The following is a 17168-nucleotide window of genomic DNA, read 5'->3' as shown; positions in this document are numbered from 1 at the left end:
GGTTTCTATCTGGACGAGAGAAGTGAGCGAAAGGAATCGAAATGCGATCTACTCAGAAAACGCTAGCTCTATGGTTTTTCCTAATCATCATGGCTGTGTTTCTATTTCAAGCCTACGAGAGCAAGCATCAAAAACTAATTGGTGAATTCAATTATTCGAAATTCACTGAGGCGGTAAAAGCGAAGGAAGTCGCAACCGTTACATTCCGTCAGGAATCCAGTGAGATTCTTGGGGAGATGAAACCGGAGTTCGAGAAAAAGTACAACGGCACTCATTTCCAAATCGTGGGTAACACGCAGGATGAGGGTTTTAAATTTCTTGAAGCCAACGGCATCACGCCAAACTACGAGCGTGCTGACAACGGTGGATTCTTCCAATCATTTATCGTGAACTGGTTGCCATTGATTTTGATCGTGGCGATGTTCCTGTTCATCATGCGCCAGATTCAAGTCGGCGGTGGTAAGGCGATGTCCTTTGGTAAATCCCGTGCGCGTCTTTTGACGGAGCATAAGAACCGTGTGACTTTCAAGGAAGTTGCGGGTGTGGATGAGGCGAAAGACGATCTTCAGGAAATCGTAAGTTTCCTGAAGGATCCAAAAAAATATACGAAACTGGGTGGCCGTATTCCAAAGGGTGTTCTTTTGGTGGGTTCTCCGGGTACAGGTAAAACCTTGCTTGCGCGCGCAGTAGCGGGTGAAGCGGGTGTGCCGTTCTTTACAATTTCTGGTTCTGACTTCGTTGAGATGTTCGTGGGTGTGGGTGCTTCCCGTGTTCGTGACTTGTTTGAACAAGGTAAGAAAAATGCCCCGTGCTTGATCTTTATTGACGAGATCGATGCCGTAGGTCGCCATCGTGGTGCCGGCATGGGTGGTGGTCATGACGAACGTGAGCAAACTCTGAATCAACTTCTGGTTGAGATGGATGGTTTCGAATCCTCTGAAGGTGTGATCATGATCGCAGCGACGAATCGTCCTGACGTTCTGGATCCTGCACTTCTGCGCCCAGGTCGTTTCGACCGTCGCGTGGTTGTGAATAAACCTGACCTTAAAGGTCGTGAGCAAATTTTGGGCGTACATACACGTAAGACTCCATTGGGTCCTGATGTTGATACTTCTAAAATCGCGCGCGGTACTCCGGGCTTCTCGGGTGCAGACCTTGAGAATCTGGTGAATGAAGCAGCTCTAGTGGCTGCTCGTAATGACAAAAAATATCTGGAGATGGAAGACTTCGAGAAAGCCAAAGACAAAGTGATCATGGGTTCTGAAAGAAAATCCATGGTGATCTCTGAGGAAGACAAGCGTGTAACTGCGTACCATGAAGCAGGCCATACGCTGGTAAATAAAAAACTTCCAGGTTTGGATCCGATCCACAAGGTGACGATCATTCCTCGCGGCATGGCTTTGGGTGTGACTCAGACTCTTCCGGAAAAAGAATCTGTATCGTTGTCCAAGTCCACAGCGGAAAACATGATTGCCTTCTTGTTTGGTGGTCGTGCAGCTGAAGAAGTGATCTTTAAAGACGTAACGACAGGTGCGGGTAACGATATTGAACGCGCCACTTCCATCGCTCGCCGCATGGTGTGTGAATGGGGTATGTCGAAACTGGGTCCTTTGGCGTTTGAGAAATCAGGCGGCGAAGTGTTCCTGGGTATGCAGTATGGACATCAAGGCCACAAAGAATACTCTGAGGCGAAAGCGGAAGAGATCGATGCGGAAGTTTCTAAAATCATCAATACAGGTTACGCAACTGCGGTTCGCATCCTGACTGATAACAAGCAAGCTTTGGAATCTTTAACTCAAGCATTGCTTGAATACGAAACGATCGACGGTCACGAAGTGGACATGATGATCAATGGTGCTGCGGTTTCTGAGATTGAAAAATACAGAAACAACCGCCGCGATACGAACCTGGCTCTGGCCGAGGCCTCCGGGATCGGCAAGAAGGACGACTCGGGTTCTGATCCGGTCGGTAACACAGGACCAGTGACTATATAGTGAAAATTTGGAAGCTCCGGGGAAACTCGGAGCTTTTTGTGCTTTAACCCCATTACTTTTTTTGATTGGGCATCCGGATGTTGCAGCAGTTTTTAGACAACCTGATCTTTATCGTTCAGCATTTGCGTGTGCAAGATGCGATCGACATGATTTTGGTGTGGATGGTTGTTTATCGAATTCTGGTTTTGATAAAACGCACAGGTACAATTCAAATGCTCTCAGGATTGGGAGTATTGGCAATCGGGTACATCCTGAGTATCTGGCTTGAGTTGTTCACGTTTAACTGGATTCTTGAAAAGTTCTTCTCAAATTTGTTTGTGATCGTGGTGGTTCTGTTCCAGGCCGAGATTCGTCGAGCCCTGGCGCACATTGGTTCCAACCCGTTCTTCTCAGACGCTTCCACAGTGCAGGAAACCCAGGTGATCGAGGAGATCGCCAAGGGTGTGATTCAAACTGCGCAAAAGGGCTTTGGAGCCCTTGTCGTGGTGGAGCGTGAGATCGTGATCGATTACCATATTGAATTCGGCACCGAAATGGAATCCAAAGTCACTTCGGAGTTGTTGGTATCCATTTTCCACCCGGAAAGTCCTATGCATGATGGAGCTGTGCTGATTCGCAACGGTAAAATTCATTCTGCGGGGTGCTTTTTGCCATTAAGCAAAAATCCGGTTTTGGATAAAAACTTGGGGACTCGTCACCGTGCCGCCATCGGGTTAACGGAAGAGACCGACGCTCTGGTGTTTGTGGTTTCTGAAGAAAATAAATCCATCGGTATCGTTCAAGGGGGACACCTGAGTCCGAATGTGGAGCTGGGTGATATCCGTAAAGCGTTGTATGAAACGTTTGGTCTTAAGTACAAAGCCTTCTCGCAGCAAGGAGATCTGTCATGAGACGTCGCTGGTCGGATGCTGTGACCGAAAATTTCAGTTACAAAGTAGTAGCCTTGTTTATATCCCTGATTCTGTGGTTGACCATTTTGGGACGCCGGGATTTTGTATTAAGTAAAAACGTGGATATCGAACTCTCTACGGCTCAAGGAACCCATGTGGTAGCGCAGACTGCAGACCACATCAAGGTAAAGGTTTCAGGGCCACGGGCTGCTTTGAAGAAGTTTATGGAAAGCTCTTTGTCTCAGAATATCAATCTTGATATCTCTCACCGGGGCACAGGGGTCATTTATGTCGATATTCCGTTGAATAAGATCGATGTTCCACTTGGGGTGAAAATCCTGGGGGTTCGTCCCAATCAGATTCAAGCGGAAGTTTTGGAAATAAAGGACAGCGGAAATGACAAACAAAAAGGTCAGTAAAGTGGAAAAGAAAACAGCAAAACTTTTTGGAACAGACGGTATTCGCGGGACTGCCAATCAGTACCCAATGACAGCGGATATGGTTGTAAAAATCGGTCAGGCGATCGGTCATATTCTTCAAAAACAAAAATACAATGCACATCCGTCTCTGCGCAAGGTTGTTATCGGTAAGGACACGCGCCTTTCCGGTTACATGATTGAACAGGCTCTGGCGAGTGGTTTGAACTCCATGGGGGTTCATGTGCAGCTGGTGGGACCACTTCCGACTCCAGGTATCGGTTATCTGACTCGCACAATGCGTGCAGTGGCAGGGATCGTGATTTCAGCTTCTCACAATCCGTTTCATGACAACGGGATCAAAGTGTTTGGAGCTGATGGATTTAAAATTTCAGAAGATATGGAGCGCGAAATCGAACGACTGGTTTTGGAAGAGGATTTGAATACTCTTCTGCCGCCATCGAAAGAAATCGGTCGCACTCGTCGTATCGACGACTCCCAAGGTCGTTACATCGTTTATTGCAAAGGCACATTCCCCTTGGAATACACTCTGGATGGAATGCGTATCGTTTTGGATACTGCCAACGGCGCCTCCTATAAAGTCGCTCCGTCCATTTTCCAGGAGCTGGGAGCTGAAGTTATTCAAATGGGTGATGATCCCAATGGCACAAACATCAACGACAAAGTCGGTGCATTGTATCCGCAAAAATTGGCGGAAGCTGTGGTTCAGTACCGCGCTGACGTGGGTATCAGTCTTGATGGTGACGCGGATCGCGTGATCATGGTTGACGAAAAGGGTGATATCGTAAACGGGGACCGTATTCTTGCAATCTGTGCTTTGCACATGAAAGAGCGTGGTCTTTTGAAAAAGAACACCTTGGTGGCAACACAAATGTCGAACTTCGGTCTGGAAAAAGCCATGAACGATGCGGGCATCAATGTGGTTAAAGTCGGCGTTGGTGACAAGTACGTGGTCGAAGAGATGCGTAAAAATGGTTATAACCTGGGTGGCGAACAATCCGGCCACATCATTTTCCTGGATCACACCACTACCGGTGACGGCTGTATCGCAGCCTTGGGTGTGTTGGCAGTTATGAAGCAAACCAATAAGCGTGTGAGTGAGCTTGCGCGCGTATTTGAAGACATGCCTCAAGTGCTGATCAATTGCCGCGTAAAACGTCGTCAAGAACTTGATCAGCTGAAGGGCTACAACGAGTTGATTAAAGATATCGAAAGAAAATTGGCTGGTAACGGCCGCGTCTTTGTCCGCTTCTCAGGAACCGAACCGGTGATCCGTGTTTTGGTGGAAGGTAAGGATAAAGCTGAAATTTCCCATTTTGCAGAAGAGATCGCGTCCTTCCTTGAGAAAGAACTTAGCTAATGAAAAATAAAATTCGTTTGGGCGTGAATGTTGATCACGTCGCTACACTTCGTCAGGTTCGTGGTGGCACCACGGCTTACCCGAACCTTCTGGATATGGTTAAAAAGTCCGTAAAGGGCGGCGCAGAGCAAATCACGATTCATTTGCGCGAAGACCGTCGTCACATTCAGTTGGAAGACGTAAAGCTCCTTTCCAAGGAGTGCCCGGTGATGCTGAATTTGGAAATGGCTGCGACTCCGCAGATGGTGGCTTATGCTAAAAAATACCGTCCGGACTGGGTGTGCTTTGTTCCTGAAAAACGTGCAGAATTAACCACTGAAGGTGGTTTGGACGTAAAAAAAGGTTTTAAAAAAATGGCTCCGATGGTTGAAAAACTTCAACGCATGGGAATTGAAATCTCCATGTTTATCGAGCCTTCCATTGAACAAGTTGAAGCGTCCTATGAAATCGGCGCGGATGCGGTTGAGTTCCATACTGGAAAATGGGTTCACTTGTCGGGTTCTAAAAAAACCAAAGAATGGAATCGCCTGGTCGATGCTGCTGAGTGGGCAAATTACCTGGGATTGAATGTGCATGCAGGACACGGTCTGGATTATGCACACTCCAAGGAAATCAATAAGTTGCCATACTTGCAGGAAGTGAACATCGGACACTCTTTGGTATGTTATGCGCTTGAATACGGAATGGAAGAATCCGTTCGTAAAATGCGCAAGATCTTAAAGTAATTCTTTATGTCCACGATCTTGAATTCTCAAACTCACATCAAATCCACAGCAGAACTTAAAGTGTTTTGGCAGGAGTTCCTGCCACACTTGAGTGATCGCTGTGTTTTGTTGTTAAGCGGGGATGTCGGTGCCGGCAAGACCACGTCGGTGCAGGCCATCGCTGCTATTTTGGGAATGAAAGACGTGCAGTCACCTTCGTTTGCGATCCATCTGCGCTATGAAAACGCCGAGGGCCGCGCTATGGATCACTTGGATTTGTACCGCCTGAACGATGACGACGATCTGGAGAGCTCCGGTTTTTGGGATCTGTTTGCTCCTAAAAAGGGATTGGTGGTGATCGAATGGGCTCAGCGCCTGGATTACGACTACCTGCCTTTGAACTGGCAACGGGTCGAAGTCAGTATCACCAAAGGTCCTAGTGAATCCGAGCGCATTATCAATTCACGCCTGCTCTAAAGGCACGGACTTGCCATATCCCGTAATGGTGTCTCTGTATTTCTTCAGGCTCCTCCTGCTTTTTCTCTGGAACTTGCAGGGCAGAGTAAAATTGAGGGTATCAGGAGGTAAAACTCTATGAATACCAAGTCCCCTGAAAACCAATCTCCGCAAGACATTGCGTCGCCCAAGTCATCCATCAAGAATGCCCGTAAATTTGCCTGGAGGATATTCCTGCAGGCCGGGGATATCGGTAAGGATTTTTTTAATTAAGCGGCTTGCAGGCCTTTGGTGAACTCACTGGAGATCTTCTCTGCCAATGTCAGCGACGTTTTGTTGTAAGCGGATTTTTCCGCAAAGCCCATCAACATGCCGACCAGTTTTTCCTCCATCACAATCGGAGTGAGAGTGACGTGATCCGGGATGGCGCCCTGATTCCATTGCTCAAAGAATTTTTCATTCAATTCATTCAATGAAATGTAACCATGGAAAGGCTTTTGAGTCGAAGCCACGATGTTAAAGATGCTTGGAGTTTTAAGCGGCACACGCAAAGACGTGTCTTTGATGTCCTGGAAATTTTCATCCCATGCAAAAGCCGTCACTTGGGATTCTTGTTCATCCAAAGTCAGAATCATGGATTTTGCAAAGTGCGTTTTCATCTCGGAAAGTGCACGTTTGATTTTATCCGGCAGCACGTTGCTGTTTTTCTTTTTGATTTTCTCCAATGAAAAGTGGCTGCTGGCCACAGGATTCATTGTTGGTTTTGCCACACCCGTTGGGCGAGCCACGATAGGTGCAATGGGTTTGTTGCCAAAGCTGTCTTCGCTCAATTCAGGCAAATCATCCACAGGTGGTGGCGGAGGTGCTGATGATGAAGGAATTTTAGCAGCAGGTGTGCCTTGTTTTTCCAAGACCGGTTCAACGCGTGCAAGGCTTGGACGAGCCTCCATCACCGTGTGCTCAAAAGTCTGTTGAATTTGTTCCTGGGATGCATTTTTAGTGTTTAAAATTGCATCCACCGGAGTTTCTTCCGTCAGGGGAGCTGCGGGCTCACCATCAGCGGAAATGGATTGAAGCTTAACCACTGGAGTGTCAAAGAGACCTTCCAGTCCGCCCATTTCCTCAGGGGAGGATTCAGAACCTTCTTCGGAAACTTCAATTTCCGGATTGGATTCCTCAGAGGAAGCCAGGTCGCCAAGATCATCAAAAGAAAAGCTGTCGCCGGATTTTTTCGCGGCTGGAGCTTTCAAAGAAACCTCAAAACCTTCCGGCATTTCGGATTCAGATTTTGCCGGAGACTGCCAGGAGTTCCAGCAATTTTCCAGCACGTCTTGGGGAGCAAGTACGAAAACAGCACCAGGATTCAAAGGGAAATCCTGTGGCGGTTGCAGACATGCCACTACAAGAATGCCATCCCACTCCGCCACAGGCAGACACTCCGCCGTCCAGGAGTAATGCGTCGCCCACTTAGCTAACATTTCTTTGCGAGGAGGAGTTTCTGTAAAAAATCTTGCCTGAAGCCGAGGAAGTTTATAATGAGCCATCGCCCAAGGAAAATATTCGTCGGGTTGGATGTGGTTTTCCTTCAAGGCATACCCTAAAAGGCTCAATGGCGAACCAGCGGCCGCGTGAGAATCGGTAAGTCCTTGAAGTTTATGTTTAAAATGCTCAAACCATTCTAAAGTGCTCATTGTCTTGTTTATCGGCTTTTCCCAATGAAAACCTGAGTCTAGGTCTAGGTGGGCTGAATTTTTTGCAGCATTGCTTACTGATTGGGCGCTAAAAATATAGAGGTTTTCAATACTTAGCAAATGTGGTAGTCTCCGCCCACTTATGCTTCAGACCAAAGTTCTTCACTATTTCGACCACAATGCGACCACTCCGGTGTGTGCAGAAGTGATTGCGGCGCTGCCTGAATTTGCAGCAGCCGGTGGCAATCCCAGTTCCATCCATTGGGGCGGAAGACAGCCAAAGAACTTAATCCGCGATGCGCGTAAAGCAATTTCAGAGGCCTTGCATATTTCCCCGCTGGAAATCATTTTCACCAGTGGTGGCAGTGAAGCGAACAACACCGTGATCAAAGGACTTTTTGATTACTATCACACGGCCCAGTTCCTTGCGCCGGAGCAGCGCCGTCGCACTCACTTCATGTGTTCTGCGGTGGAGCACCCAAGCATCATGAAAACCATGGCTCATCTGGAAGCTTTGGGTGCACGTGTAAGTTACATCCCGGTCAGTCGTGAAGGCGTGATCGATCTGAAGTTTTATGCAGAACACTTAAGTGAAGAAACTGCTTTGGTTTCTGTGATGTTTGCCAACAACGAAACCGGTACATTGTTTCCGATCAAGCAGATGGCCGAGATGGCTCACGCCAAAGGCGCTCTTTTTCACACGGATGCAGTTCAGGGATTTGGTAAAGCACCATTGAATTTTAAAGAGTTGAATGTCGATTTTGCCTCGATCTCAGGGCACAAATTCTACTCCATCAAAGGCTCGGGCGTGCTTTATATGAAAAAAGGCATGAATGTGAGTCCGTTGATTCACGGGGGCGGCCAGGAACGTCATCGTCGTGGTGGCACTGAGAACACTTTAGGTATCGCTTGTCTGGGGTTGATGGCACAACGTGCGCCACTGGTTCAGGATAAAGCGTTTGAAGTAAGTAAATTGCGCGATCACATGGAAGCTAGAATCTTAACCGAGATTTCTGATGTGACGATCACAGCCGTTGAGACACCTCGCCTGGGTAATACCAGTTCTTTGGTTATCAAAGGTGCGGATGGTGAAACAATGCTGATGTCCTTGGATATCAAGGGTTATGCAGTCAGTACTGGAGCGGCGTGCTCCAGCGGAAACCCGGAGCCAAGTCCGGTGTTGCTGGCGATGGGGCTAAGTCGCCAGGAGGCGCAAAACAGTTTGCGTGTAAGTCTTGGATGGGAAACGACTTTGGAAGAAGTCGATGGATTTGTTGAAGCATTAAAGGCGGTCGTGACTCGTTTGCGATCCATTGAGCATGAAGAGGGAGAGACATATCATGTCTAAGGGTAGAGTGCTTGTTGCTATGAGCGGAGGCGTGGACAGTTCAGCCGCGGCTGCGCTGTTAGTGGAACAGGGCTATGAAGTTATTGGGGCCACGATGCAAGTATGGGACTACTCATCTTGTGATATCGAAGAAGGTAACGGCACATGCTGTTCCTCTATCGATGTGGATGATGCGCGTTCTGTTGCAGATCGTTTGGGCATTCCGTTTTACGTTTTGAACTGCGAGGCGAAGTTCCGCGCAGCGGTTATTGATCCTTTCTTGAAAGCCTATTTGGAAGGCCAGACGCCACTTCCATGTGTGAACTGCAATACCTATTTGAAGTTTGATCATCTGGTTAAAAAGATGAAAGAGCTTGAGTGTGATTACCTGGCAACGGGTCACTACGCAAAAATCGTAACCGATGAAAACGGGAAGTCCGCGATTCATACGTCGACGGATGATTGGAAAGACCAAACGTACTTCCTGTTCACGATTGATCCAGAATTAGTTCCAAAACTTTTGTTCCCGATTGGTGACATGAAGAAACCTCAAGTGCGTGAGTACTCAGAGAAAATGGGCCTGGTCACAGCTAAGAAAAAAGACTCGCAAGGTATTTGCTTTGTGGGTGGCATTGGGTATCAAAATTTCATCAAAGGCCAAGTTCCAAAAGCAGTTTTGGATTCTAAAAAAGGTCTGTTGAAACGTTATCCAGATGGCACGGTGATGGCTAAGCATGAAGGTATTCATAACTACACTTACGGTCAAAGTAAGGGTCTGGGTATGGATCATCATGAAAAGCTTTTCGTGATCAAAATCGATTCATCTGACAACACGGTATGGGTGGGTGACGAGAAGTACTTGTTTGCTCATGAAGTGGATGTCGTGGATCCTCATATGCTGGGTGATCTGCAAGACGGTGAGCTGATGAATGTGAAAATCCGTTATCAGCATAAGGGCTCTCCGGCCTTGGTTTATAAAACCGACAAAGGATTCAAGCTTAAATTCCAGGAACCGCAGCGTGCAGTGACTCCGGGTCAGGCAGCGGTGTTTTATCGCGAGCGCGAACTTGTAGGGGGCGGATGGATCACTCTCTAAAGTATCAGGTTCATACATTTGGTTGTAAGGTGAACACTTACGACGCGGGTTTGATTCAAAAGAATCTGAACTCCAATGGCTTTGCACCGGTGATTCGCGGTGAAAAAGACGCGCGCATTCACGTGTTGAATACGTGCGCGGTGACTGCGGAGGCGACCAAGGAAGCTGTTCGCTACATTCGTCGTTTGAAGGTTAAAGATCCATTTTGCACGATCGTGGTGACGGGGTGTGCGGCCCAGGTGGATACGGGTTCGTTCTCGAATCTTCCGGGTGCTGATTTGGTTGTGGCAAACTCCCATAAAGGTAATTTGCCAGAGCTTCTAAATAAGCACTTCAAAGGCGAGCTGACCGAGAAGGTTTTCAAATCCAATATCTTCAAAAAAGAAGACTTGGAAATGGGTGGTGGAATTGAAAAACACCACACGCGCACGTTTTTGAAAATTCAGGACGGCTGTAACAGCTTCTGCACTTACTGCATTATTCCGTATGCTCGCGGTAAATCGCGTTCAATTTCGATTGCGAATCTGGTTCAGCGTATCAATGATCTTTACGCGGAAGGTTCCCGCGAGGTCGTGTTGACCGGTGTGCATATCGGCGACTACGAAGACGAGATCAACGGCAAGACCATGGTGATGGAAGACCTGATCGAAAATCTTTTGGTCAGAACCAAAATGCCGCGCTTCCGTTTGTCGTCTTTGGAACCGGTGGAAGTGTCAGAGCGCTTGTTGGATCTTTATTCTGACTCACGTCTTTGCCCGCATTTCCATATGAGCATTCAAAGTGCGAACACCGATGTGCTTCATCACATGAAGCGTAAATACACTCAGGACGATGTTCGTAAATCTTTGCTCGCGATTGAAAAACGCGTTCCAAATTCCTTTGTCGGGATGGACGTGATCACGGGCTTCCCGACGGAGACAAAAGAGCAGTTTGAAGACACGGCTAAATGCCTGGCTGAGCTTCCGTGGACGAAGTTGCATGTCTTCCCATACAGTGAGCGCCAGGGAACAAGAGCTGCAGCTTTGGATGTTTCTGTTTACCCGCATGTGCGTGCGGAGCGTGCTGCGGTTTTACGTGAACTTAGCATTGCCCGTTACACGGAGCAGGCGAACCGCCAGATTGGAACCACTAAAAAGGTTCTGGTTTTGAAAAATGCGGCAAAAGGTGGTCAGGGTCTAAGTCATGACTACTGGCCAGTGGATATCGCAGGGGCGGAAAGCTTCCTTGCTCACTGGGCGGGTCAGGAAGTCGAAGTTAAAATCACAGGCTATGATCATTCAAATAAATCTCACATGGAAGGTCATTTGATCGGTGAGGTGTTGTCGTGAATTCATTAGAGCAACGCCTGGGTTATAAGTTTAAGAATATGTCCTTGCTGGCCCGTGCACTGACGCACAAAAGCTATGCAAACGAATTAAAGAATCACACCGAGCACAACGAGAAGTTGGAATTTCTGGGGGATGCTGTTCTGGATTTGGTCGTCGGGGAGTTTTTGTACGAAAAATACCCGCAGGACAATGAAGGAGGCCTTTCCAAGAAACGTGCTTCCATTGTGAACGAAGAAGTATTGTTTGAATTGGCTCGCGATATGGAGCTGAACAAAATTCTTCAACTGGGTAAAGGGGAGGCGCAAACCGGTGGCGCATTGAAACCCCGCTTGCTGGCCTCTTCGTTGGAAGCGGTGGTCGGGGCGATTTACCTGGATGGCGGCTTTGCCGCGGCTCAAACATTCATCCGCAAGGAGTTCCTGCCACTTTGTGACAAGACCTGCGCGAATGAGGATTTTGAGCGGGATTATAAAACCCGTCTACAGGAGCTGGTGCAAAAGGCGATGAAAGAAACGCCCAAGTACGAAGTGCTCTCTGAAGAAGGTCCACCCCATGATCGACAATTCGTGGTGTGCGTGAAAGTTAAAGAAGAAATCTGGTCCAAGGGGCGCGGACGCAGTAAAAAAAATGCCGAGCAAGATGCGGCGAAAAGCGCTTTAGATGCAAAGTTTAAGGAGACGAATTAGTTATGAGTTATAAGGCAGGATTTTTAGGATTAATCGGGCAGCCTAATGCCGGGAAGAGCACTTTGATGAACTTCCTTGTCGACGAAAAAGTGTCGATCGTATCTGCAAAACCGCAGACAACACGCCGTCGTATTTTGGGCATGTGGACCAGCGAAGCTGGTCAGGTCGTGTTTGTTGATGCTCCGGGTTTGATTAAAGCTGAAAAAGGTTTGAATGCATTCCTGGCAAAAGAAGCTGAAGAGGTTATCAGAAATTCGGATGCTCTTCTTGCGGTAGTCAGTGTTGATGAAGCAAAAGCGGATGATGCTGAAAAGATCATCAATCTTGTAGCTGCAGCTAAAAAGCCCTGGATTGGTGTGGTTACAAAAACTGACATCGAAGACAAAGCACATCGTGTTTTAATTCTAAAAAAGATGATCGAGGAAAAAGGTGGCAAAGCCATTTCCGTTTCCGCAAAAACTTACAAAGGCGATCTTGAAGAGCGCGAAGCGATTCTGATTGAGTGTCTGGATATTTTGCCAACATCTCCGGCTCCTTTGTATGATTCTGAGATTTTCACCAACGAAAACGTTCGTGATATGGCTTGTGAAATCATTCGTGAAAGATGTTTCGAAAACCTTCATCAGGAAGTTCCGTACCAAATCGCGGTGCGTATCATAAAATTTGATGAAACTGGAACTTTGCCAAAAATCTACGCTGAGATCCTGGTTGGACGCGAAAGTCAAAAAGCGATCGTGATCGGCAAGGGCGCTACCGTTATCAAACAAATCGGTATGGAAGCTCGCAAAGAAATCGAAAAATTGATGGACCAAAAAGTTTTCCTGGATTTGAAAGTTCAGGCGAAACCAGAGTGGTTTGATAACAAGCGCATCATGAAGGAGTTGGGTTATGTCAATGAATCAGAAGACTGAGTTTGCCCCGAAGGTGGCGATCATCGGTCGTCCCAACGTCGGTAAATCCACTTTATTTAATATTATCACTGAATCTCGTAAGGCTGTGGTTAAAAACCAGGCCGGCGTTACCCGCGATATCATGATTGAACCCGTGGATATCTGGGGTAAGCAGTTTGATTTGATCGACACTGGCGGTATTACTGAAGCCGGTGACTTGTTCTCCAAATTGATCAAGGAACAGGTTTCTGAATTCCTGCACTCTGTGGATTACATCATTGCGGTGATGGATGGTCGTGCTGGTTTGATTCCAGAGGATCGCGACATCATCCGTGTGGCCAAGCAAACCGGGAAACCATTCTTGTTGGTTATCAACAAGGTGGACAGTGCTCAAGACGAAGAAATGGCGAAAACGGATTTCTATGAATTCGGTGTCGACATCGTTTCTGCTGCTTTCGAGCAACGTCGTGGTATCGGTCAGATCCTTGAGTGGGTTGTTGATCAAATTCCGGAACAGGAATTTACTTACGATAAGGGCATGAAGATCGCGATCGTTGGTAAACCGAACGTGGGTAAGAGCTCCATCTGTAATCGTATCCTGGGTGTGAACCGTATGTTGGTTTCTGACGTAGCGGGCACGACGATCGATGCGGTGGATTCACCATTCGTTTATAACGATAAGAACTACACTTTGGTGGATACAGCGGGTTTGCGTAAATCCCGTCGTCGTGAAGAGGATCTGGAGATCATCTCTGCGTTTAAATCCCAGGAGTCTATCCGTCGTGCTGATTTGATTTTGTTGATGGTTGACGGGACGCAAGGTCCCACAGACCAGGACGCGCGTATTATGCAATCCATTCTGGAAGACCATAAGGGCGTGATCGTCGTTGCCAATAAATCAGATATCGGTGGTGCTGAAATCCCTGAATACCGTAAAACATTCCGTGAGCAATGTGAGCGAGTATTCCACTTTTTCACTGACGTGAATATCGTATTTACCAGTGCGAAATCAGGTCAGGGTATCGACGACTTGTTTGAGATGATCGAGAAGGTCTCTGAGCAAATCAACTTCCGTATTCCAACTCGTGAGATGAATGATTTCTTCTTCGAGACGATCCGTAAGACTCCGGCTCCGGTTTGGGGAACTACGAACGTGAAGTTCTACTATGTGACTCAGACGTACCAACGTCCACCGGCATTCATCGCATTTGCGAATCATCCGGATGGCGTTACGAACTCTTATCGTCGTTTCTTGATTAAACATATCAAAGAGAAATGGGATCTTCACGGATTGCCAATTCGTATCTTCTGTATGAAATCCCGCCGTGGTGCGAACATCGAGGAATAATGCTTAAGCGCGGCTCGTGGAGAACACGTTTTGGATTTTACCTTTTGGCTGTGGGCTCTGCCTGCGGCCTGGGGAATTTGTGGCGTTTTCCTTACGTGGTCGGCGAAAATGGCGGCGGTGCCTTCATTTTGCTTTATGTGTTTTTGTCCCTGGCGGTCGGAGCGCCCATGTTGATTGCGGAATTGATGCTGGGTAAAAACACCCGCCGTTCCGTACTTGTGGCAACTGATATGATGGGTCAAAAGACCAATCGGATCTTCCGCTGGGTCGGGCGCATGGCCGTGATCGTCAGTGTTATCGTGTTCTCCTATTATGCGGTGATCAGTGGCTGGGTTTTGCATTTCATGACTCAGTTTTTCGTATCCTTGTTTCTGGATACAGAAGGCGCCACCAATAAAACCAATCTGGCAGCGTTGATGTCCAATGGCTGGCTGCAGGTGATGTTGGCTAGCGCCCATATTTTGATCACGGTTGTCGTGGTTTTAAAGGGCGTGCAAGAGGGACTTGAAAAGTGGATCAGTTATATGATGCCACTGTTTGCAGTTCTGGTTGCGGTGTTGCTGTTCAAATCATTCTCTTTGCCATCAACTCCTGAAGTGATGCGCTTCCTGTTTTATCCGGACTTTTCAAAACTTACTTTGTCTTCTTTGGGACATGCCATGGGGCACGTGTTTTTCACATTGTCCGTGGGTTTTGGAACGATGGTAACGTTTGGCTCCTACCTGCGTGAGGAAGACCATGTCCCAACGGCAGGCTTTCGTGTTGCCCTGGTGGACACAGTGATTTCATTGTTGGCCGTGGTGATGATCTTCCCAGTGGCGTTTCAGGCCTCCAATGTCCCTTTGACAGATCCTGCATTGATGTTTGAAGTACTGCCCAGATACCTTTTGGGTATTCCTGGCGGGACGCTGTTTGGATTGGTTTTCTTTGTTTGTCTTTATCTGGCGGCCCTGAATGCCAGTATTGGATTGTTGGAAGTCGTGGTTTCCAACGTGGTCGATCGTTATAAAAAAATCGAACGTACCAAGGCGACCTGGTTTTCCGGGGCGGCAGCCTTGACCTTGGCGATCTTGCCGGCACTGTCCAGTTCGGTCTTAAACGCAGTTCGTATTTCCGGGCACTCGTTGATTGAGTCGTTGGATTCCCTGTTGATCAATTGGTTGTTGCCTTTGGTGGCGCTGGGGATTCTGATGGTGTTTTATCGAGGCACGTCCGAAAAAGAAAAAGAGATCAGCTTTATCGACCGGGATAAATTCGTCAGCTATTCGATGTATTCACATTGGATTATGATTTTGAAGTGGGTGGCGCCCGCAGTGATAATTATTGGTTATACACTGCAGGTCATTGCCTGGTTCCAGGAATTATAATTAGAAATTCATTCCCAGAATAAATAAAAAGTCATAGAAATCACCGGAAAGATTTTTTTCCAGTTTGTACGAGCTATCCACGATGGTTTTACTTTCGTCAGAGAAGTTCACATAGTGGTAAGCGGCTTGAAGACCCAGATAGGCTTTTTTACGCATCAACGGGATTTCCACACCGGCGCCGATATCAAAACCCATCGTCGAGTCACGGCTATAAGAGTCGATTCCAGAAATCGTGTAGGTACGATAGAACTGTCCGAAGCCGCCCAGAAGGTAAGGATTTAAATCTGCCAAACCTCGGGTTACGTTTTGTGTATTCATATAATACTTCAAATCAAAGTTGATCGAAGTGATCGAGACATTTCCTGTGTAAGTGGGGCCGGGATTGCCGCCACCGTCCAGAGTGCCAAATTTGACTGCATGGTCGCCAGTTTGAAAACCCAGGGTCATTGCAAGACTCAGGTCAAAAAAGTAGCTTAGATACAAGCCGAACGAAGGAGCCGCAGAATACTGATCAGCGAAGTTGCCGGTAAAGCCGCGATAGCCCCCAGCAAGACCCACAGTTAGAAAGCGGCCGTTGCGGAAAAAGTTAACGTCAGCTTCCTCGTCAGAATCTTCATCGAATTCAGAATAATCAGAGAATGGGTCAAAGGCCTCATCCGGATCGGATTGAGCAATCAAAAGATGTTTTTGATCTGAGCTTTGAGCCTGGGCATTGGAAGTCAAAGACAACCCTGCCACAAGCAATAATGCCAGAAGGCCAGAATGTAGAATATTTCCGGTGGTTTTCACAGTTCCCCCTGATTGTATTATCGAGTGAAACTGTCAAAAACTTCAGGGAAAATTAGCAAATTGACCCAATGAGTGTACCAGTGTCTCAAAGTGAAACACGGGCTAAGTCTAGAGCGGTTCGGCCAGTGCTTTTTCGATGGCTTCCACGACTTTGTCAGAGGAAGGTTTGGTAATCGAAGTCCAGCGTTCAATAACCTGACCCTTGCGATTCACCAGGAACTTTTCAAAATTCCAGCTGACATCCTTAAAAATCAAACCGGGTTTTTGCTCCGTCAGGAACTGATAAACAGGCTGCTTGTCCTTGCCAGTGACCGGTGCCTTATCAAAAAATGGAAACGTACACCCGTACTCTTTCTTGGCAAAGGATTGAACCTCGGTGTTGTCTCCCTTTTCCTGCTTAAAATCATTGGAAGGAAAGGCCAATACAACAAACCCGCGATCCGCATACTTTTTGTAAAGCATCTCAAGATCCTTCAGCTGCGGAGTAAACCCACACTGCGATGCCGTATTTACCACCAATACAACTTTCCCACGATAGGACGAAAAGTGAATCTTCTTCCCGGAAATATCATTCGCCGAAAGCTCATAAAAACTCTGCAGCTTAACCTCAGAAGATGACTTTTCTTCAGCGTACCCCAGCGAAGAAACAAAAAGAGCGACCAAAACAAAAACCATTCCAAGACGTCTAAGCATAATAAGCTCCCGAATAACCCAAGGCTAAGTCCGAAGACTCCGAAAAACAACTCCAATGAAGCACCCTCCAGTTTGAAATTGCCTCAAAAACCAGCACTTCGTAGGCGAAAGA

At 47.3% G+C, this 17168-nt stretch carries 17 protein-coding genes; 14 read left to right on the top strand and 3 right to left on the bottom strand.

The features are described 5' to 3' along the window. Window positions 1-41 precede the first annotated feature (41 nt). From ftsH to ACLVWR_RS15980, 7 genes are all read left to right on the top strand, one after another. Window positions 42-1994: an ATP-dependent zinc metalloprotease FtsH gene (gene ftsH / locus ACLVWR_RS16010; RefSeq protein ID WP_413581605.1), complete on the top strand. Its 1953-nt coding sequence runs from the start codon at window positions 42-44 to the stop codon at window positions 1992-1994. 77 nt (window positions 1995-2071) lie between these two features. After that, window positions 2072-2884, top strand: a complete 813-nt coding sequence (gene cdaA / locus ACLVWR_RS16005) for a diadenylate cyclase CdaA (protein ID WP_340597328.1) — start codon at window positions 2072-2074, stop codon at window positions 2882-2884. Beyond that, window positions 2881-3303: a hypothetical protein gene (locus ACLVWR_RS16000; protein WP_413581604.1), complete on the top strand. Its 423-nt coding sequence runs from the start codon at window positions 2881-2883 to the stop codon at window positions 3301-3303. The genes cdaA and ACLVWR_RS16000 overlap by 4 nt, the downstream gene beginning before the upstream one ends. Window position 3304: 1 nt before the next feature. Next, window positions 3305-4681: a phosphoglucosamine mutase gene (glmM, locus tag ACLVWR_RS15995; protein ID WP_413583512.1), complete on the top strand. Its 1377-nt coding sequence runs from the start codon at window positions 3305-3307 to the stop codon at window positions 4679-4681. Next, entirely contained in the window at window positions 4681-5406 is a 726-nt protein-coding gene (locus tag ACLVWR_RS15990; protein WP_413581603.1) for a pyridoxine 5'-phosphate synthase, read from the top strand. The genes glmM and ACLVWR_RS15990 overlap by 1 nt, the downstream gene beginning before the upstream one ends. Before the next feature lie 6 nt (window positions 5407-5412). Then, window positions 5413-5862, top strand: coding sequence for a tRNA (adenosine(37)-N6)-threonylcarbamoyltransferase complex ATPase subunit type 1 TsaE (tsaE, locus tag ACLVWR_RS15985; protein ID WP_413581602.1), 450 nt, complete (start codon window positions 5413-5415; stop codon window positions 5860-5862). 117 nt (window positions 5863-5979) lie between these two features. Continuing rightward, window positions 5980-6114: a hypothetical protein gene (locus ACLVWR_RS15980; RefSeq protein WP_413581601.1), complete on the top strand. Its 135-nt coding sequence runs from the start codon at window positions 5980-5982 to the stop codon at window positions 6112-6114. Here the strand turns inward: ACLVWR_RS15980 and ACLVWR_RS15975 are convergent. Then, the gene (locus ACLVWR_RS15975) at window positions 6111-7532 is read right to left on the bottom strand and encodes a hypothetical protein (protein ID WP_413581600.1); all 1422 of its coding nucleotides are present in this window, start codon (window positions 7530-7532) and stop codon (window positions 6111-6113) included. The two genes, ACLVWR_RS15980 and ACLVWR_RS15975, sit on opposite strands and share 4 nt — an antisense overlap. 142 nt (window positions 7533-7674) lie before the next feature. On the opposite strand from ACLVWR_RS15975, the gene ACLVWR_RS15970 reads away from it, so the two are divergent. Genes ACLVWR_RS15970 through ACLVWR_RS15940 form a run of 7 tightly spaced genes read left to right on the top strand, consistent with a single transcriptional unit; the run spans window position 7675 to window position 15574 of the window. Further along, complete coding sequence (locus ACLVWR_RS15970; RefSeq protein WP_413581599.1) at window positions 7675-8880, top strand: cysteine desulfurase family protein; 1206 nt, start codon at window positions 7675-7677, stop codon at window positions 8878-8880. Then, window positions 8873-9955, top strand: coding sequence for a tRNA 2-thiouridine(34) synthase MnmA (gene mnmA / locus ACLVWR_RS15965; protein ID WP_413581598.1), 1083 nt, complete (start codon window positions 8873-8875; stop codon window positions 9953-9955). The genes ACLVWR_RS15970 and mnmA overlap by 8 nt, the downstream gene beginning before the upstream one ends. Beyond that, window positions 9940-11283, top strand: coding sequence for a tRNA (N(6)-L-threonylcarbamoyladenosine(37)-C(2))-methylthiotransferase MtaB (mtaB, locus tag ACLVWR_RS15960; protein WP_413581597.1), 1344 nt, complete (start codon window positions 9940-9942; stop codon window positions 11281-11283). Before mnmA ends, mtaB begins: the two co-directional genes overlap by 16 nt. Further along, window positions 11280-11969, top strand: a complete 690-nt coding sequence (gene rnc, locus ACLVWR_RS15955) for a ribonuclease III (protein ID WP_340597337.1) — start codon at window positions 11280-11282, stop codon at window positions 11967-11969. The genes mtaB and rnc overlap by 4 nt, the downstream gene beginning before the upstream one ends. A 2-nt stretch (window positions 11970-11971) precedes the next feature. Further along, on the top strand, window positions 11972-12880 hold the full coding sequence (gene era, locus ACLVWR_RS15950) for a GTPase Era (protein WP_413581596.1): 909 nt from the start codon (window positions 11972-11974) through the stop codon (window positions 12878-12880). Continuing rightward, on the top strand, window positions 12858-14207 hold the full coding sequence (gene der / locus ACLVWR_RS15945; RefSeq protein ID WP_340597340.1) for a ribosome biogenesis GTPase Der: 1350 nt from the start codon (window positions 12858-12860) through the stop codon (window positions 14205-14207). The genes era and der overlap by 23 nt, the downstream gene beginning before the upstream one ends. Beyond that, window positions 14207-15574 carry a sodium-dependent transporter gene (locus ACLVWR_RS15940; RefSeq protein ID WP_413581595.1) on the top strand — a complete coding sequence of 456 codons (1368 nt, stop codon included), beginning with the start codon at window positions 14207-14209 and terminating at the stop codon, window positions 15572-15574. The genes der and ACLVWR_RS15940 overlap by 1 nt, the downstream gene beginning before the upstream one ends. Here ACLVWR_RS15940 and ACLVWR_RS15935 read toward each other — a convergent pair whose 3' ends face one another. After that, window positions 15575-16363 (bottom strand): outer membrane beta-barrel protein, encoded by a 789-nt coding sequence (locus ACLVWR_RS15935; RefSeq protein ID WP_340597342.1) that lies wholly within the window; start codon window positions 16361-16363, stop codon window positions 15575-15577. 108 nt (window positions 16364-16471) lie between these two features. After that, entirely contained in the window at window positions 16472-17056 is a 585-nt protein-coding gene (locus tag ACLVWR_RS15930; RefSeq protein WP_413581594.1) for a glutathione peroxidase, read from the bottom strand. Window positions 17057-17168: the final 112 nt, after the last annotated feature.

Source organism: Bdellovibrio sp. HCB288, assembly GCF_047305935.1.
GTDB lineage: Bacteria > Bdellovibrionota > Bdellovibrionia > Bdellovibrionales > Bdellovibrionaceae > Bdellovibrio.
The sequence above is the reverse complement of the archived record's forward strand: the minus strand, read 5'-3'. Positions and strand labels throughout refer to the sequence as shown.